Origin of the sequence: Desulfovibrio aminophilus DSM 12254 (assembly GCF_000422565.1) — a bacterium.
Lineage (GTDB): Bacteria > Desulfobacterota > Desulfovibrionia > Desulfovibrionales > Desulfovibrionaceae > Aminidesulfovibrio > Aminidesulfovibrio aminophilus.
Map to the genome: position 1 here is coordinate 277,018 of NZ_AUMA01000003.1, position 16,158 is coordinate 293,175.

Consider the following 16,158-nt stretch of genomic DNA (forward strand, 5'->3'; position numbering starts at 1 on the left):
AATTCTTGACAGCACTATTATTTTATATTAGTAATCAAGTTATGGAAAAAGAAAAAGGCACAAAAGACGTTGAAAAACGCGGCAGGAAGAAAAATACTGACGTAGATTACTTGAGAACGACTGCCTGGGCGCATTGTGTTGCGCGGTATGTGTCATCTGTTCGTAAAGAAAAAAAACTGTCGCGATCCGAAAGGAAGGATGATGCTGACAAGTACATTAATATTGAGTCGCCTTACTTCCTCCAGAAACACTTCAAACATGCTATAGACAAAGCTGCGTGGCACAAGTACTTAAACGTCGGGAAGCCGAACGTTGGCGAGAGTCGGCGAAACGCCGTTGATAAATGTCTTGGAACAGATTTCAGGTCCATCTACGACAAAGGTATTCCAGTAACGACTGATCCATCCTCGCCTTACAAAAAATTCATCCTTCCATTCTGGGCGATCTTGGACGAATACACCGAGAAGCACATCAGCAAGCCTTCTTTTGAAAAAAAATACCCAAAAAAAGATTTTGAAAAAGACCTGAACGGTCATATTGAAAGGGCCATGAATATCGTCGCGCGGCAGATACTCGAGGATAAACGCTCTTTGCCTCCTTTATGTTCGGTAGAAAAAGCACAAATGGAAATCTTGTTTTATGACAAAAATGATTTATATGAACTATTTAGACCACATACAGTCACAGGATTGAATTATGGATTCCCGCTCGTGACGTTCTTCGCCATGATACTTTTCAAAAAGACCGTCTCCGTTGAATTGTTGGCCTCCGTAAACGAGGAGCTTAAACATTACGGCTTGACCGCTGAAAGAATCCTCGCTGTCATCCCTCCTCCCCCGCCACCCTCGGCCGCCGATGAGGAAATGGAAATTCTTTTTAAGGAATTGGAGGCGGAGTTCGCTGCAGCCTCTTTTGAGAAGATGAAGGGAACCTCCTGGGACAAATCTAGTGGAAAGCGGGAGGGCGGCGGAAGAAAGTCGTAGGACAATTCCAGGACAATTCTAGGACAGTCAGGACAAAAAAAGAGGGGAAAATAGGCTTTCAAATAAAGATTTATGATTCATATAACCATTGGATTTGTTGGGAAAATTGGCGCGCCCGGGAGGACTCGAACCCCCGGCCAAGAGCTTAGAAGGCTCCTGCTCTATCCACCTGAGCTACGGGCGCGCGCGGGGAGGATATTTCTAATCAAGCGGACGGCGCGGGTCAAGGCCCGTCGATATGGAGCGGCATGAGACGATTCAAGGATTTCCCGGAATTCGAAGCGCATCTGGACACCCTCGGCCTGTTCCGCATGGACCTGACATTGGGCCGCATGGCGGCCTTTTTGCGGGCCGCGAGCGATCCGGATTATCCAGCGGTCCAGGTGGTGGGAACCAACGGTAAGGGCTCCACGTCCACGTTCCTGGGGACGCTGCTCTCGACTCACGGCCTGCGTGTCGGAGTGTACACCTCACCGCATTTCGTGAACGTGCGTGAGCGCCTGCTCGTGGATGACGCCATGCTTTCCGAAAACGAGTGGGTCGAGTTGGCGAATGAGGCGGCCGTTTGCTCCGAAGGTCTGGACCTGACCTATTTCGAGATGCTGACCGCCATGGCCGTACTCGGATTTCGGCGCGCCGAGGTCCAAGCCGTGATCTGGGAGGCGGGGCTGGGCGGAACCTGGGACGCCACCCGTGCCCTGCCCGCGGACATCGTGCTCTTCACTCCCATCGGTCTGGATCATGAGGCGATCCTTGGCCCGGGTCTGGAGCGCATCGCCTGGGACAAGGCCGGGGCCATGCGGCCCGGCGGTCTGGCCATTACCGGCCCGCAGGAGCCATTGGTGATGGACGTCCTGTGTCGGCGGGCCGAGGAGCTGGGCGCGACCCTGCTGCGCTCCGCCGACCTGGAGGATCTGCCGCCCGCCGGAAGCCTGGGGTTGGCCGGTCCGCACCAGCGCGAGAACGCCCGTCTGGCCCTGGCGGCCTGGCGGTTGCTGGCGGAAGGGCAGGACTGGAAACGAGATGCAGCGGCACAAGCCAAGGGACTATCGCGAGCATTCATCCCCGGCCGGATGCAGAGTGTGGCCTACGACCCGCCGCTCATCCTGGACGGAGCGCACAACGCCCACGCCCTGGCCGCCCTGGCCGCCGCGCTGCGCGAGGGCGGGGTTCGCCCGGCCACGACGATCTTCGCCTGCCTGACGGACAAGAACCTGGAATCCATGATCCCGTTGATCTTGAGTTTGGGTGACGGTCCAATTCTGGTGCCGGGCATCCCGGGCAATGAGCGGGCCATGCCACCCGATAAGCTTGCCGCGCGCCTGGGGCCGCGCGCCTGGCCATGCGTGGATTTGTGCGCCGCATTGAACCCGTTGACGGGTTCATCCGGCCCTGTCCTGGTCTGTGGTTCCTTGTATTTGCTGGCCGAGTTCTATAAACAAAACCCTTGGTCCCTCACGCGGCCCCAGGCCGCCTGACATACGAGGAGTTTTCCGTGGCCAGTCTGTACCGGCATCTGCCCCCCGTGGATCATTGCTTGGCGGCCCTGAATCGCGACCAGGAGTTCGCCGGCCTTCCCCGGCCCCTGCTCAAGGAACTGGTGAACCGATTCCTGGACCTTTGCCGCGAGGAAATCCGCTCCGGCGCGCTCAGCGAGGCCAAGGCCTTGAAACTGGACGCGCTCCTGCCGCGTCTGGAGGCTTATGCCCGCAGCCATTCCCGGTCGCGCTTCCGGCGTGTTCTCAACGCCACGGGCGTGGTGGCCCACACCAACCTCGGGCGTTCCCTGTTGGCCGAAAGCGCGGTTCAGGCAGTGACCGAGGCCTGCCGCCATTATTCCAACCTGGAGTTCGACCTGGACACCGGGCGTCGCGGCAGCCGCTACTCTCATGTGGAGGATATGCTCCGCCGTCTTACCGGGGCCGAGGCCGCCCTGGTGGTCAACAACAACGCCGCAGCCGTGCTCCTTGTCCTGGAAACCCTGGCCAAGGGCCGTGAGGTGGTCGTTTCGCGCGGCCAGCTGGTGGAGATCGGGGGTTCGTTCCGCATCCCCGAAGTCATGGCCCGTAGCGGCGCGATCCTGCGCGAGGTGGGGGCCACCAACCGCACCCATCCCCGCGACTATGAGCAGGCTGTGGGCTCCCAGACCGCCGCCCTCATGCGCGTACACGCCTCCAACTACCGCATCCAGGGCTTCACCAGCGAGGTGGGCCGCGAGGATCTGCGTATCCTGGCTGACCGCTACGGCTTGATGCTCATCGAGGATCTGGGCAGCGGCAGCCTGCTCGATTTCTCCGAGTTCGGCCTGCCCGGTGAGCCCACGGTGCGCGCGGTGGTGGCCGCCGGGGTGGACGTGGTCACCTTTTCTGGGGACAAGGTCCTGGGCGGGCCCCAGGCGGGGGTCATCGTCGGCCGGACCGAGGCTGTGGAGGCCATCAAGCGCAACCCATTGAATCGGGCCTTGCGCATCGACAAGATGACCCTGGCGGCCCTGGAGGCCACCTTGCGGCTCTATCTGGACCCGGAGCTGGCCCGGCGCGAGGTGCCGACCCTGCGCATGGTGGCCACGCCCCCGGCCACGCTCAAGACCCAGGCCGGACGGCTGGCCCGGCTGCTCAAGTCCGATCTTTCGCATCATCTGGAGGTGTCCACGCGCGCGGGCGTGTCCCGCGTGGGCGGAGGCGCCTTCCCGGAACAGGATCTGCCCACGGTCCTGGTGGCCCTGACGCCCCGCGACGGGCGCGGCGTGGAGGCCTTGCGCGAGGCCCTGCTGCACACCGACCCTCCGCTGGTGGGCCGGGTGGAGGGAGACGCCTTCTGCCTGGACCCGCGCACGTTGGAAACCAAGGAGTTCGCCCTGGCGGCCCGGGCCCTGGCCCAGGCGCTCGGGGCATGACGAGGAGCGCATCATGACCAAGAAGACCCCGGAACTGGAGTTGAAGCCGCGAAGCTGCTGGGATGTCTACGCCTCCAAGGCCCAGCGGGAGGCGATGGACGAGGTGGCCGGACGCTACGTGGACTTTCTGTCCCGGTGCAAGACCGAACGCGAGACCGTGGACTACGCCGTGGCCCGGGCCGTCAAGGCCGGATTCCGCGAGGAGTTCAAGGGCAAGGCCGTGTACCGGATCATGCGCGGCAAGAGCCTGTTCCTGGCCCGCAAGGGCAAGCGGCCGCTGTCGGCTGGTTTCCGGCTCGTGGGGGCCCACGGCGACACGCCGCGTCTGGACTTCAAGCAACACCCCCTCTACGAAGAGGTTCAGGTGGGTCTGGCCAAGACCCACTACTATGGCGGCATCCGCAAGCACCAGTGGCTGGCCCGGCCCCTGGCCCTGCACGGGGTCGTGGTCAAGGCCGACGGTCGGGTGATTCCGGTGACCCTGGGCGAGGAACCGACGGACCCGGTCTTCACCATCGCCGATTTGTTGCCGCACCTGGCCTACAAGCAGGTGGAGAAGAAGCTTTCCGAGGCCTTCGAGGCCGAGAAGCTGAACGTCATTCTGGGCCACGCCCCGGCGATCAAGGGCAAGGACGACAAGGAGAACGGCCGGATCAAAAAGCGCCTGCTTGAATTGCTGCACGTGCGCTTCGGCATCGTCGAGGCTGACCTGCTGAGCGCCGAACTGCAGGCTGTGCCCGCCGGACCGGCCCGCTTCGTGGGCCTGGATGGTTCGCTCGTCGGCGGCTACGGTCAGGACGACCGTTCCTCGGTGTTCTGCGCCCTGGAAGCCCTGTTGGCCGAGAAGACGCCCGAACATACCCAGGTGGTGGTCATCTGGGACAAGGAGGAGATCGGCTCCGAAGGCTCCACCGGGGCCCAGTCCCTGTTCCTGGAGTACTGCCTCCAGGATCTGCTGGACGCGTGGGAGTCCGCATCCCGACTGTCCAAGGTATTCCTGGCCTCGGAGGCGATCTCGGCGGACGTGCATCCGGCCGTGGACCCGGACTATCAGGATGTGCATGAGAAGCTCAACTCCGCCTACCTCGGCTTTGGTCCCTGCTTCTGCAAGTATACCGGCCACCGGGGAAAGGTCGGGGCCAACGACGCCCACCCCGAATACATCGCCCGCCTGCGCCGCGTGTTGGACGGCGCGGGCGTCCCCTGGCAGATGGCCGAACTGGGCAAGGTGGACCTGGGGGGCGGCGGCACCGTGGCCAAGCACTTGGCCCGCTATGGTCTGGACATCATCGACATGGGCACGCCGGTGCTCTCCATGCACAGCCCGTTCGAGCTCACCAGCAAGGCCGACATCCACGCCACGGTTCTGGCTTTGCGGGCGTTCTTGAAGAGCTAGCGGCGGACGTTTCCGCCGCGAAGGAGCGATCATGCCGGTCATCATGGGCACCGCCGGTCATATCGATCACGGCAAGACGAGCCTGGTCAGGGCGCTCACGGGCATCGACTGCGACCGCCTGGCCGAGGAGAAGCGCCGGGGCATCACCATCGAACTCGGGTTCGCCTTCCTGGATCTGCCGGACGGCAGTCGTCTGGGCATCGTGGACGTGCCAGGACATGAACGCTTCGTGAAGAACATGGTCGCTGGGGCCGCAGGCATCGATTTCGTGCTTCTGGTCATCGCGGCCGACGAGGGAATCATGCCCCAGACCCGAGAACACCTGGAGATATGCTCGCTCCTAGGCGTTCAGGCCGGGCTGGTGGCCCTGACCAAGGCGGACATGGTGGACGAGGAGTGGTTGGAGATGGTCCGTGACGAGACCGCCCGTTACCTGGAGCCCACCTTTCTCGGCGGGGCCCCGATGGTGCCGGTCTCGGCCGTCACGGGCCAGGGCCTGGACGAACTGCGCGCGGCAATCGCCGCGTTGGCCGCGGACTTCGCGCCCCGGCGGCGTTCGGACCTCTTCCGTCTGCCCGTGGACCGCGTGTTCAGCATCAAGGGCCACGGCACCGTGGTCACAGGCACGTCGCTGGCGGGGAAGATCGCCGTGGGCGAGGAGGTTCAGGTCTATCCCAAGGGCCGCAAAGCCAAGGTTCGCGGTCTGGAGTGCCACGGCGCGATGGTGAACGAGGCCCCGGCAGGGGTGCGCACGGCCGTGAATCTGGGCGGGCTGGAAGTGTCCGAGCTGGAACGCGGTGACGTGCTGGCCCGGCCGGACAGCTTGTTCCCCAGCCAGGTCTGGGACGTGGAACTCACCTGTCTGGCCTCGACCCCCAGGTCGCTCAAGCACCGCAAGGAGGTGCATTTCCACCACGGCGCGCGCGAAGTCATGGCTCGGGTCTACTTCCTGGACCGCGAAGAGCTGAAGCCCGGGGACACGGCCCTCTGCCAAGTGCGTTTCGAGGAGCCTCTGGCCGGGGTCTACGGCGATCGTGTGGTGCTGCGCTCGTTTTCGCCCCTGCGGACCATAGCCGGTGGTCGCATCGTCAATCCCCTGGGACGCCGGGTGCGGCGCTTCTCGTCCCAAGCCAAGGGCATCGAGGCCCTGCGCCTGGGGCAGGGCGAGGACGTGCTGCGGGCCCAGCTTGAACTTGTCGGTCCCTCGGGCTTGACCCAGGCCCAGCTCCTGATCCTCACGGATATGGAGTCCAAGGCCCTGGAAAAGGCTCTGGGCCTGCTGGGCGGCCGCCAGGAGGCCCTGCAGTTCGACCGCGAGACGCGAACTTACGTGGCAGGGAGCGTGGTGGCGGGACTGATCGATTGCCTGACTCGCTTCCTGGGCGAGTTTCACCGCCGCGAACCCATGCGGCCGGGCCTGGCCCGGGGCGAACTGGCCTCCACCTGGGGCCGCGAGCTGCCCTCTAAACTCTTTCACTTCCTCGTCGAGCGCGCCGCGCGTCAGGGAACGGTGACCTTGGAGAACGACCTGTTCCGTCTGCCTGGGCATCGCGTGTCCCTGGCCTCGGACACGGCCAAGCTGCGCGAGGCCGTGCTCACGGCCTACGAGGCAGGAGGACTGACCCCGCCGAACCTCAAGGACGTGCTCGGCCCACTGGGCGTGGAGTTCAAGGAGGCCGCGCCGGTCTTCAAGATGCTCCAGGACGAAGGGAAGCTGACCAAGATCAAGGAGGAGATGTACTTCGCCACTCCGGCCGTGACCGGGCTGACCGACCGGGTCAGGGCTTGGTTCGCCGCCGGGCGCGAGGAGATGGAGCCATCGGACTTCCGCGATCTGAGCGGTTTGTCCCGCAAATATTCCATTCCGCTGCTGGAATGGCTGGACAAGGAGAAGGTCACGGTGCGGGTTGGCGACAACCGCAGGTTGCGCAAGCGCGATGCCGTGGGCTAGGACGGAAAAAAGGCCGGGTTGTCGCCCGGCCTTGGAAGGGGAATGATCCCCGGAAAAATGGGGTGAGTGATGGGACTCGAACCCACGGCAACCAGAGCCACAATCTGGGACTCTACCAACTGAGCTACACTCACCACAGAAGGAAGATGCGTATATACGAGGCCCGAGCGGCGGTCAAGTGATTTCGTGCTCCGGGTGCTTATCGAACTCTGGTTCCATCAGCGAAGAAAACAAGGAAAGGTTGCATGGACAAACTCATCATCGAGGGCGGCGTTCCCTTGCGCGGTCGCATCCGCGTGAGCGGCTCCAAGAATGCCGCCCTGCCCATCCTCATGGCTTGTCTGCTGGCCGAAACCCCGGTGCGTCTGAGCAACGTGCCGCGCTTGCGTGATATACGCACCACGCTTAAATTGTTGAATATCCTCGGATGTGAGAGCGAATTCGAGGAGAACGTGGTGCGGGCTCAGGTCGTGCAGTTGAAGCCCGAGGCTCCCTACGATCTGGTCAAGACCATGCGCGCCTCGGTGCTTTGTCTGGGGCCGTTGTTGGCCCTGCTGGGCGAGGCCCGGGTGGCCCTGCCCGGCGGCTGCGCCATCGGCGCCCGGCCCGTGGATCTGCACCTCAAAGCCCTGGAACGCATGGGCGCGACCTTCGAGTTGACCTCCGGCTACATCCTGGGGCGCTGCAAGAAGCTCAAGGGAGCCCACATCACCTTCGATTTTCCCACCGTGGGCGGCACCGAGAATCTGCTCATGGCCGCCAGTCTGGCCGAGGGCGAAACCGTGCTCGAGAACGCGGCTCGTGAGCCGGAGGTAGCCGACCTGGCGAATTTCCTGAACGCCTGCGGAGCCAGGATCAGCGGCCAGGGCACGAGCGTCATCCGCGTCGAGGGCGTTTCCTCCCTGCGCGGCTGCGACTATCGGGTCATGCCCGACCGCATCGAGGCCGGGACGTTTCTCATCGCCGCGCCCATCACCGGTGGAGAATTGGAGATCCTGGACTGCCCATTCCAGGAGCTGGACGCCCTGGTCTACAAATTGCGCGAGATGGGGGTCTGGGTCCAGGAGGACGGTGAGCGGGTCATCGTGCGCCGGGACGGCGAACTGACCGGCGTGGACGTGACCACCCAGCCGCATCCGGGTTTCCCCACGGACATGCAGGCCCAGATCATGGCTCTCATGTGCGTGGCCAGGGGTGCGGGGTCCATTCAGGAGAAGATTTTCGAGAACCGTTTCATGCACGTCCTGGAGCTGGTGCGCCTGGGCGCGAACATCAAGCTCAAGGACCGTACGGCCGTGGTGCGCGGAGTGCCCAAGCTGGTCGGCGCGCCGGTGATGGCCTCGGATCTGCGGGCCAGCGCCTCCCTCGTGTTGGCCGGACTGGCCGCCGAAGGCGTCACCGAGGTGCAGCGCATCTACCATCTGGATCGGGGTTACGAGAACATCGAAGCCAAGCTCTCGGCCGTGGGCGCGCGCATCCGCCGGGCCCCGGAATGAGGAAGCGCCGCGTCGGGGCGGGACGCCGAGAGAGGGGAGGGACTCCTCCCCCGGCCCCCTCCGCGCGCGCGATCACTTCAGGCCGGAATAGTAGGCGGCCAGATCCTGGATATCGGCGTCCGAGAGTTTTTGGGCGATGCCGATCATGGACTTGGGTTCGCCCTTGCCTCCCTTGTAGTTCATCATCAGGCCGGTGAACTTCTTGGCGTCCATGCCGTCCAGGTTCTTCTTGGCGTTGTGGCAGCTGCACTTCTTGGCCAGGGCCTTTCCCGCCGCGGGATCGGCTGCGGACGCGATGTTCAGGCCCACGAACAGGCCCAGGGCGATGATGCAGGATGCGAGGAGCATGCGTTTCATGGAAGCCTCCTGTTTTGAGGCACTCTATCATTTTTCCGTGAAAAGCACAGGGCCGACTGCATGGTGCCGTATGAACGTCGGCGGCTTTGCTGCATGAGCCGGGGGACGCCGCCGGAGGCCGTTCGCCCCGCCCCAAGTCTCTTCGCCTGGCAGATCCTGTTCCTGGCTTTTTGTCTCGGTCTGTTCTCCCTGGACCATCCAGAAGCCGCCCTGGGCGTGCCCCTGCTTTGGCTTGCCGGGCGCGATCTGCGGGCACGGCCCCTGGCTGCTTGGCTTCTGCTTCTGGCCTGGGCCCTGGGGCTGGGCTACATGGTTTTGCGCGCGCCCGGCCCCGCCCCCGAAACTCCCGCATGGGTGGAGAAACGCGGGACCGTTCCCCTGCGCGGGGTGGTGGAGGAGGTCCAGTCGCGCCCCGGCAAGCGGCTCGTGATCCTGCTGCGCGACGTGACCTGTATCGTGGACGGAATATCCTGGAGGCCGCCCGGCATGGTGGCTTGGACCTGGGAATACCCTTCGGCCCGTCCACGGCCAGGCCAGGAGGTCGAGTTTCCCGCGCGTCCGCGTCCGGTTCGAGGCTTCGGCAATCCCGGAACCTGGGACTGGGAAGGATTCTGGGAGCGCCGGGGAGTTGGTTGGCGCGTCTACACCCGGGGAGACGACGACGGCGTGGTTCTCGGGCGGGAGCCCGCGGCCAGCGTCGGTGGTCTGCGGCTCTCCCTGCGGAGTGCAGTGGAAATTCTGACGCCGCCGACCCAGGGCGGCGCCGTGGTCCTGGCCGTGACCACGGGCGATCGTTTTCTGCTGGAGCCGGCCACGCTGGAACTCATGCGCGACGCCGGGCTGTCCCACAGTCTGGCGCTGTCCGGCCTGCACCTCGGCTTCGTCTCGGCCCTGGGATTGGGGCTGGCTCACATCCTCGGGTTGCTGCGGCCGGGCTTGCTGCTGCGCCTGCCCCGACCCAAGCTGGCCGTGCTCCTGGCCGCACCCCTGGTGCTCGGCTATGCTTGGCTGGGCCAACCCGCGCCCTCGCTCATCCGGGCCGCCTGCATGTTCGCCTCCTGGGCCGTTCTGCTTCTCCTGGACCGGGAGCGTGTGCTTCTGGACGGCCTTTTCCTGGCCTTGGCCGTGATTCTTCTGGTCGATCCTCTGGAAATTCAGGAATTGAGCCTCCAGCTTTCTGCGGCGGCCGTGGCCGGAATCGCGGTGTTCCTGCCGCCGCTGTGGCGGCTTCTGCCCGGTCGAAATCGGAGACTTTGGCTGCCGCTGCGCTGGGCCCTGGGCCTGCTTCTGGTGAGTTTCTGCGCCAACCTGGCCATCCTGCCGTTGCAAGCTTGGCATTTCGGCGCCGTGAATCCCAACTTCCTGGCCAATCTCGTCTGGCTGCCCGTGCTGGGATTCGGGGTCATGCCCTTGGGATTGGCGGGTCTGCTCCTGGCGCCGGTTTTGCCGGATCTCGCCGCGCCTTGCCTGTCGACGGCGGCCGCCCTGGCCGACTCCGTGATGGAACTGTTGTCCTGGGCCGATGGCCGGGGCTGGCTGCCGCTGGTTTTGACCCTGCGCCCGCGTTGGTCGGAACTGCTTGGGGCCGCGCTGCTCCTGGGCTGTCTGCCGGTGTTGCTCCGGGCGCGGCGGGTTCCCGTCCGTCTCCTGGGGGTCGGTCTGGGGCTTCTCCTCGGCCCGCATCTTTGGATCACGGTTTCCGACGCCGTGGGCGGGGCGCGCCTGGACCTTCTGGACGTGGGGCAGGGCCAGTCGGCGCTCATCGGTCTGCCGGGCGGGCGGCGCGTGCTGGTGGACGGAGGGGGATTCAACAGCCCGACCTTCGACGTCGGCGCGGCGGTGGTGGCCCCGGCCCTGACCTGGGGACGGCCGCCCCGGCTGGAGGCGGTGCTCATGAGCCACCCGGATACGGACCATGCGCGGGGGTTGGGCGCGATTTTGCGGGGATTCGACGTGGGCCTCTTCGCCTCGGCCGCCGAACCGCCCGAAGCCTTGCGCGAGGCAATCGCGGCGCACGACGTGCCCCAACGAACTGTCCAGGCCGGGGATGCCCTCGACCTGGGGCGCGGCTTGCGCCTGGAGGTGCTGCACCCGGAACTGGACGATCCAAATCGTTCCAACCGCGATTCGTTGATTCTGCGGTTGACCTGGGATGGCCGGGGACTCCTCGTTCTGCCCGGGGACGTGGACCGTGTGGGGCTGCGGCAGGCGCTCGGCTCCGGCCGTGATTTCCGGGCCGAGGTGCTCGTATTGCCGCACCACGGCAGCAAAGGGTCGTTCCTGCCGCGTTTCATTGACGCCGTCAGTCCGTCCACGGCCTTGGTTTCCTGCGGTTTTCTCAATGGTTACGGATTTCCCAATGAGACCGTGGTGGACGATTTCAGACGACGCGGGGTGGCTCTCTGGAGCACCGCCGCGAGCGGCCGACTGGAAGTCCGCTGGTCCAGCCCAAGCTCTCCGGGTGTCCTGGAGCCGTTCCTGCCGTCGTCTCCCGAGACCACATCGCTTGGTCTATTGCCATGAGACTGGCGACAGGCTATGGGAAGTGTCTGATGCTGAGCACAACCTCCATAGGCTCGTGCGGACGGGGTTTCCGGCCCGTCAGGAACGGCTCGTGATCGTCCGTTGCTGGGGCGCGCGCGGCTCCATCGCCGTTTCAGGGAAGGAGTGCGTCAAATACGGCGGCGATACCGCCTGCATCGAGGTGCGCGCCCGCGACGGCCGAGTCGTCATCGTGGACGCCGGCTCGGGAATCCGCCGTCTGGGCAATCGCCTCCTGGCCGAGGGCATCCTCGACTACGATCTGCTCTTCACCCACACCCACTGGGATCACATTCTGGGGTTTCCCTTCTTCAAGCCCATCTATATGGAGCGGGCCGCGTTGACCATTCACAGCTGCCGAAGCCTCCAGGGCGATATGGGCAAGCTGCTGGCGCGGATCATGGCTCCGCCGCATTTTCCCGTGCCGTTCGGCGAGATTCGGGCCAAGCTGGACTTCGTTTCCACCTGCGGCGATGTCCTGCGCCTGGGCGGGCTGACCGTGCGGGCCATCCCGCTCTCGCACCCGAACATGGGCGTGGGCTATCGTTTCGAGGAGGACGGGGCGGCTTTCGTCTTTCTTACCGACAACGAATTGTCGCACCGCCATCGCGGCGGCCGGAGCGTGGAGGAATATGTGGAGTTCTGCCGGGGGGCGGATCTGCTCTTCCACGACGCCGAATACACCGAGGAAGAATACCTCCAGAAACGGACCTGGGGCCATTCCCACTCCCGCGCCGCCCTGGATCTTGCCGTGGCCGCGGGCGTCCGCCGCTTCGGCCTCTACCACCACAACCAGGATCGCGACGACGCCGGAGTGGACCGCATGGTCCGCGCCTGCCGCGAAACCGTGAGCGTCCTGGGGAGCGGTCCGGAATGCTTCGGCGTGCGCCAGGACGCCGAGTTCGAGGTCAGGCCGCTCCCGTCTTGATTTTCACTGCCCACCGCCTTACAAGATACTTCGTTTCGTCAGATTCCGACCTTTTTCTCCCGGGAGGACGCATGCGGGTCTTGATCGTTGAAGACGATTTCTATTGCCGCACCATGCTGCACGATATCCTGCGGCCCTTCGGACAATGCGACATCGCCGTGAACGGCGAGGAAGCCGTCTTCGCCTTCAAGCGCGCGCTGGAGGAGACGCGGCCCTACGACCTCATCTGCCTGGATCTTGTCCTGCCGGAGATGGACGGACATCAGGCCCTGCGGGAGATCCGCGCCCTGGAGAGCGATCGGGGAGGGAATTCCGGCCAGGAGGTCAAGGTCATCGTCACCACCATGCTCGACGACAAGAAGGAGACGCATGACGCCTTCTTCCTGGGCGGAGCCGCTTCCTATTTGGTCAAGCCCATCTCCGAGGAGGCCCTGCTGGAAGAATTGCGCAACCTGGGTTTCCTCTCCGTCGAATAGGCACGTCGCGGCTCCCGGCCTGTTTGCTGTTTGCGTTGATCTGGGGTAAGGCTCTCCACTTGCTCGACGCCGTCGTGGGGCCACTTTGTCTGTGAAGGAATGCATGAGTCAAATACTCGGTGTAAAGTTCAACGATTACGGACAGGTGTATTATTTCACCTCGGGCCCGTTCGTGGTTCAGGCGGGCCAGTCCGTCATCGTGCGCACGGAGCAGGGCATGGGCCTCGGCACGGTCATTGATGTGCGGCCCGGCGAGGTTTCGGCCGAGGGCGAGGAGCAGGACTCCGAGATCAAGCCCATTTACAGATTGGCCAATGAGGAAGACCTGCGTTCGGCGGCGGAGAACGAGCGTCTGGCCCGTGACGCCTACCGCTTCTGCCGCGACTGCATCCGTCGGCTGAGCCTGGACATGAAGCTGGTGGACGTGGAGGTCCATTTCGATCGCGGCAAGATGATCTTCTACTTCACCGCTCCCGGCCGCATCGATTTCCGCGAACTCATCAAGGATTTGGTGCGTGAGTACCGCACCCGCATCGAGCTGCGCCAGATCGGCGTGCGCCATGAGACCCAGATGCTCGGGGCCATCGGCAACTGCGGTCAGCTTTGCTGCTGCCGCCGTTTCCTGCGCAAGTTCGCTCCGGTGACCATCAAGATGGCCAAGGAGCAGAACCTGTTCCTCAATCCCACGAAGATATCCGGCATCTGCGGCCGCCTCCTCTGTTGCCTGTCGTACGAGCAGCAGGGCTACGAGGAGTTCCACAAGCAGTGCCCGAAGATCGGCAAGAAGTACCAGACCACGCTGGGCCAGGTGAAGATCCTGCGCTCCAACTTCTTCAAGAAGACTCTGACCCTGTGGGTGGAGGGACTGGAGGAGAAGGAGATTCCCCTCGAACAGTGGCAGCAGATTTCCAAGAAGGGCCAGCAGCAGGCCGAGGAGCGCCAGGAACCGGCTTCCCGGCCGGAAGCCGCCCAGGCCGAAGGGGAGATCCTCGACGAGCCCGTCGACGCCCTGGCCGAGGAGGGGGAGGCCCCGCGTGAATCCGGAGCCGACGGGACCGAAGAGCCCCGGCGCGGCAAGCCCCGCAAGCGCCGCCGTTCACGCCGTCCCGGGCGCGGCCCCAAGCCGGAAGAATCCTGATCGTTTTCCAAGCCAAGGAGTGACGCGTCTTGGAACGCTTTTTCGTCTCCACGCCCATCTATTACGTCAACGCCAAACCCCACCTGGGACACGCCTACACCACGGTGGTGGCCGACACCCTGACCCGCTTCAATCTGCTCATGGGAGCCCAGACCTATTTTCTCACCGGCACTGATGAGCACGGGGACAAGATCGTCAAGGCCGCGGCGGCCTCGGGCCAGTCGCCAAAGGAATACGCGGACCACATCAGCTCCCTGTTCCGCGACCTTTGGCCCAAGCTGGGCATCGCCAACGACCAGTTCATCCGCACCACGGATCCCAAGCACGTCAAGGTGGTTCAGGAGGTGCTTCAGAAGGTCTACGACGCCGGGGACATCTACTTCGGCGAGTACGGCGGGCATTACTGCTTCGGCTGTGAGCGCTTCTACACCGAGAAGGAGCTGGTGGACGGCCTTTGTCCGGACCACCAGACCAAGCCGGAGTACATCGCGGAGAAGAACTACTTCTTCCGCATGTCCAAGTACCAGGGCTGGCTCATCGACCACATCAAGGCCAACCCGGACTTCATCCGCCCCCGCCAGTACCGCAACGAGGTCCTGAGCCTCCTGGAGTCCGGCGCGCTGGAGGATCTTTGCATCTCGCGGCCCAAGTCCAGGCTGACCTGGGGCATCGATCTGCCGTTCGACTCGAACTACGTTTGCTACGTCTGGTTCGACGCGCTCATCAACTACCTTTCGGCCCTGGGCTGGCCGCGAGGGGAAAAGTTCAAGAAATTCTGGCCCTTCGCCAACCATATCGTCGCCAAGGACATCCTCAAGCCGCACGCCATCTTTTGGCCGACCATGCTCAAGGCCGCCGGACTGACGCCGTACCTGAGCCTGAACGTCCACGGCTACTGGCTCGTGCGCGAAGCCAAGATGTCCAAGTCCCTGGGCAATGTCATCGAGCCGTTGAAGATGGTCGACGCCTACGGAGTGGACGCCTTCCGCTATTTCCTGCTGCGCGAGATGGTCTTCGGCTCGGACGCCGCGTTTTCCGAGGAAGCCCTCGTGGGGCGGCTCAACGCCGACCTGGCCAACGACCTCGGCAACCTCTTCAACCGCTCCCTGGCCATGTGTCACAAGTACTTCGGCGGCAAGATCCCCATACCGCAGGAGGAGGGGCCGGAGGACGCGGAGATCAAGCGTCTGGGCCGCGAGGCCATGGAGAAGTTCCAGCGGCACTTCGAGGAATTTCAGTGTTCACGCGGCCTGGAAGGCCTCTGGGAGATGGTGCGCGGCCTGAACAAGTACATCGATTCCACCGCACCTTGGACGCTTTTCAAGAACAAGAACACGGCCCGACTGTCCACGGTCATGTATGTGCTGCTGGAGAACATGCGCAAGATCGCCGTGCATCTCTGGCCGGTCATGCCCGCGTCCGCCGAGCGCATGCTGGCTCAGCTGGGCATGACCTTCGATAAGGAGAAGGTCTATCTGCCCAAGGAGTTGGACGCCTGGGGCATCCTGGACAGCGGTTCGCAGGTGGCCGAGTCCTCCAATCTCTTCCCGCGCGTGGAGCTGCCCGAGCCCGCGCCCACGCCCAAGCCCGAAGGCGCGCCCAAGCCCGCGCCCAAGGCCGAGCCCCTGGCCGAGGCCGAGTTCGAGGATTTCCAGAAACTGGACATCCGCGTGGGCACCGTGCTGGAAGCCCTGCGTCATCCGGACGCGGACAAGCTCCTGGTGGTGCGCGTGGACCTGGGCGAGGCCGAACCCCGACAGATCGTCTCGGGCATCGCCGAATTCTTCAAGCCCGAGGAACTGCCCGGCCGCCAGGTCGTGGTCGTGGCCAACCTCAAGCCGCGCAAAATCCGCAAACAGCTCTCCCAGGGCATGATCCTGACGGTGAAGACCGAAGCGGGCATGGAACTGCTCGCCACTCCGGGCCAGGTTCCCGGAGGGAGCCGCGTATCCTAATCGGAGCGGGAATTGTATTGAAAAGGCCGTCCGGTTCCGGG

12 protein-coding genes and 2 tRNA genes are annotated in these 16,158 nt (G+C 64.0%); 11 read left to right on the forward strand and 3 right to left on the reverse strand.

The features are described from left to right. The first annotated feature begins 41 nt into the window (after positions 1–41). Complete coding sequence (locus tag H587_RS20455) at positions 42–983, forward strand: hypothetical protein (protein WP_156904416.1); 942 nt, start codon at positions 42–44, stop codon at positions 981–983. Between the two features lie 107 nt (positions 984–1,090). On the opposite strand, the gene H587_RS0101445 is transcribed toward H587_RS20455, so the two are convergent. Further along, a tRNA-Arg gene (locus H587_RS0101445) sits at positions 1,091–1,167 on the reverse strand. 64 nt (positions 1,168–1,231) lie between these two features. Between H587_RS0101445 and H587_RS0101450 the strand changes: the two genes are divergently transcribed. Genes H587_RS0101450 through selB form a run of 4 tightly spaced genes read left to right on the forward strand, consistent with a single transcriptional unit; the run spans position 1,232 to position 7,226 of the window. Then, the gene (locus tag H587_RS0101450) at positions 1,232–2,461 is read left to right on the forward strand and encodes a bifunctional folylpolyglutamate synthase/dihydrofolate synthase (protein WP_027174737.1); all 1,230 of its coding nucleotides are present in this window, start codon (positions 1,232–1,234) and stop codon (positions 2,459–2,461) included. 17 nt (positions 2,462–2,478) lie between these two features. Continuing rightward, complete coding sequence (gene selA, locus H587_RS0101455) at positions 2,479–3,879, forward strand: L-seryl-tRNA(Sec) selenium transferase (RefSeq protein WP_027174738.1); 1,401 nt, start codon at positions 2,479–2,481, stop codon at positions 3,877–3,879. 13 nt (positions 3,880–3,892) lie between these two features. After that, on the forward strand, positions 3,893–5,275 hold the full coding sequence (locus H587_RS0101460) for an aminopeptidase (RefSeq protein WP_027174739.1): 1,383 nt from the start codon (positions 3,893–3,895) through the stop codon (positions 5,273–5,275). A gap of 31 nt (positions 5,276–5,306) precedes the next feature. Continuing rightward, entirely contained in the window at positions 5,307–7,226 is a 1,920-nt protein-coding gene (selB, locus tag H587_RS0101465; RefSeq protein ID WP_027174740.1) for a selenocysteine-specific translation elongation factor, read from the forward strand. 58 nt (positions 7,227–7,284) lie between these two features. On the opposite strand, the gene H587_RS0101470 is transcribed toward selB, so the two are convergent. Continuing rightward, a tRNA-His gene (locus H587_RS0101470) sits at positions 7,285–7,360 on the reverse strand. A 111-nt stretch (positions 7,361–7,471) separates the two neighbouring features. Between H587_RS0101470 and murA the strand changes: the two genes are divergently transcribed. Next, a complete protein-coding gene (gene murA / locus H587_RS0101475; RefSeq protein ID WP_027174741.1) occupies positions 7,472–8,722 on the forward strand; it encodes a UDP-N-acetylglucosamine 1-carboxyvinyltransferase in 1,251 nt (416 codons plus the stop codon). A 72-nt stretch (positions 8,723–8,794) separates the two neighbouring features. On the opposite strand, the gene H587_RS0101480 is transcribed toward murA, so the two are convergent. Beyond that, positions 8,795–9,079, reverse strand: a complete 285-nt coding sequence (locus H587_RS0101480; protein WP_027174742.1) for a c-type cytochrome — start codon at positions 9,077–9,079, stop codon at positions 8,795–8,797. 93 nt (positions 9,080–9,172) lie between these two features. On the opposite strand from H587_RS0101480, the gene H587_RS16870 reads away from it, so the two are divergent. The 5 genes from H587_RS16870 to metG all read left to right on the forward strand — a co-directional run bounded on the left by H587_RS16870 (position 9,173) and on the right by metG (position 16,117). After that, a complete protein-coding gene (locus H587_RS16870; RefSeq protein WP_034608390.1) occupies positions 9,173–11,602 on the forward strand; it encodes a DNA internalization-related competence protein ComEC/Rec2 in 2,430 nt (809 codons plus the stop codon). Between the two features lie 91 nt (positions 11,603–11,693). After that, complete coding sequence (locus H587_RS16875; RefSeq protein ID WP_034608391.1) at positions 11,694–12,548, forward strand: MBL fold metallo-hydrolase; 855 nt, start codon at positions 11,694–11,696, stop codon at positions 12,546–12,548. A 71-nt stretch (positions 12,549–12,619) separates the two neighbouring features. After that, positions 12,620–13,024 carry a response regulator gene (locus H587_RS0101495; RefSeq protein ID WP_027174743.1) on the forward strand — a complete coding sequence of 135 codons (405 nt, stop codon included), beginning with the start codon at positions 12,620–12,622 and terminating at the stop codon, positions 13,022–13,024. A 103-nt stretch (positions 13,025–13,127) separates the two neighbouring features. Continuing rightward, entirely contained in the window at positions 13,128–14,162 is a 1,035-nt protein-coding gene (locus H587_RS0101500; protein ID WP_027174744.1) for a PSP1 domain-containing protein, read from the forward strand. Between the two features lie 29 nt (positions 14,163–14,191). Next, positions 14,192–16,117 carry a methionine--tRNA ligase gene (gene metG / locus H587_RS0101505; RefSeq protein WP_027174745.1) on the forward strand — a complete coding sequence of 642 codons (1,926 nt, stop codon included), beginning with the start codon at positions 14,192–14,194 and terminating at the stop codon, positions 16,115–16,117. Positions 16,118–16,158 lie beyond the last annotated feature (41 nt).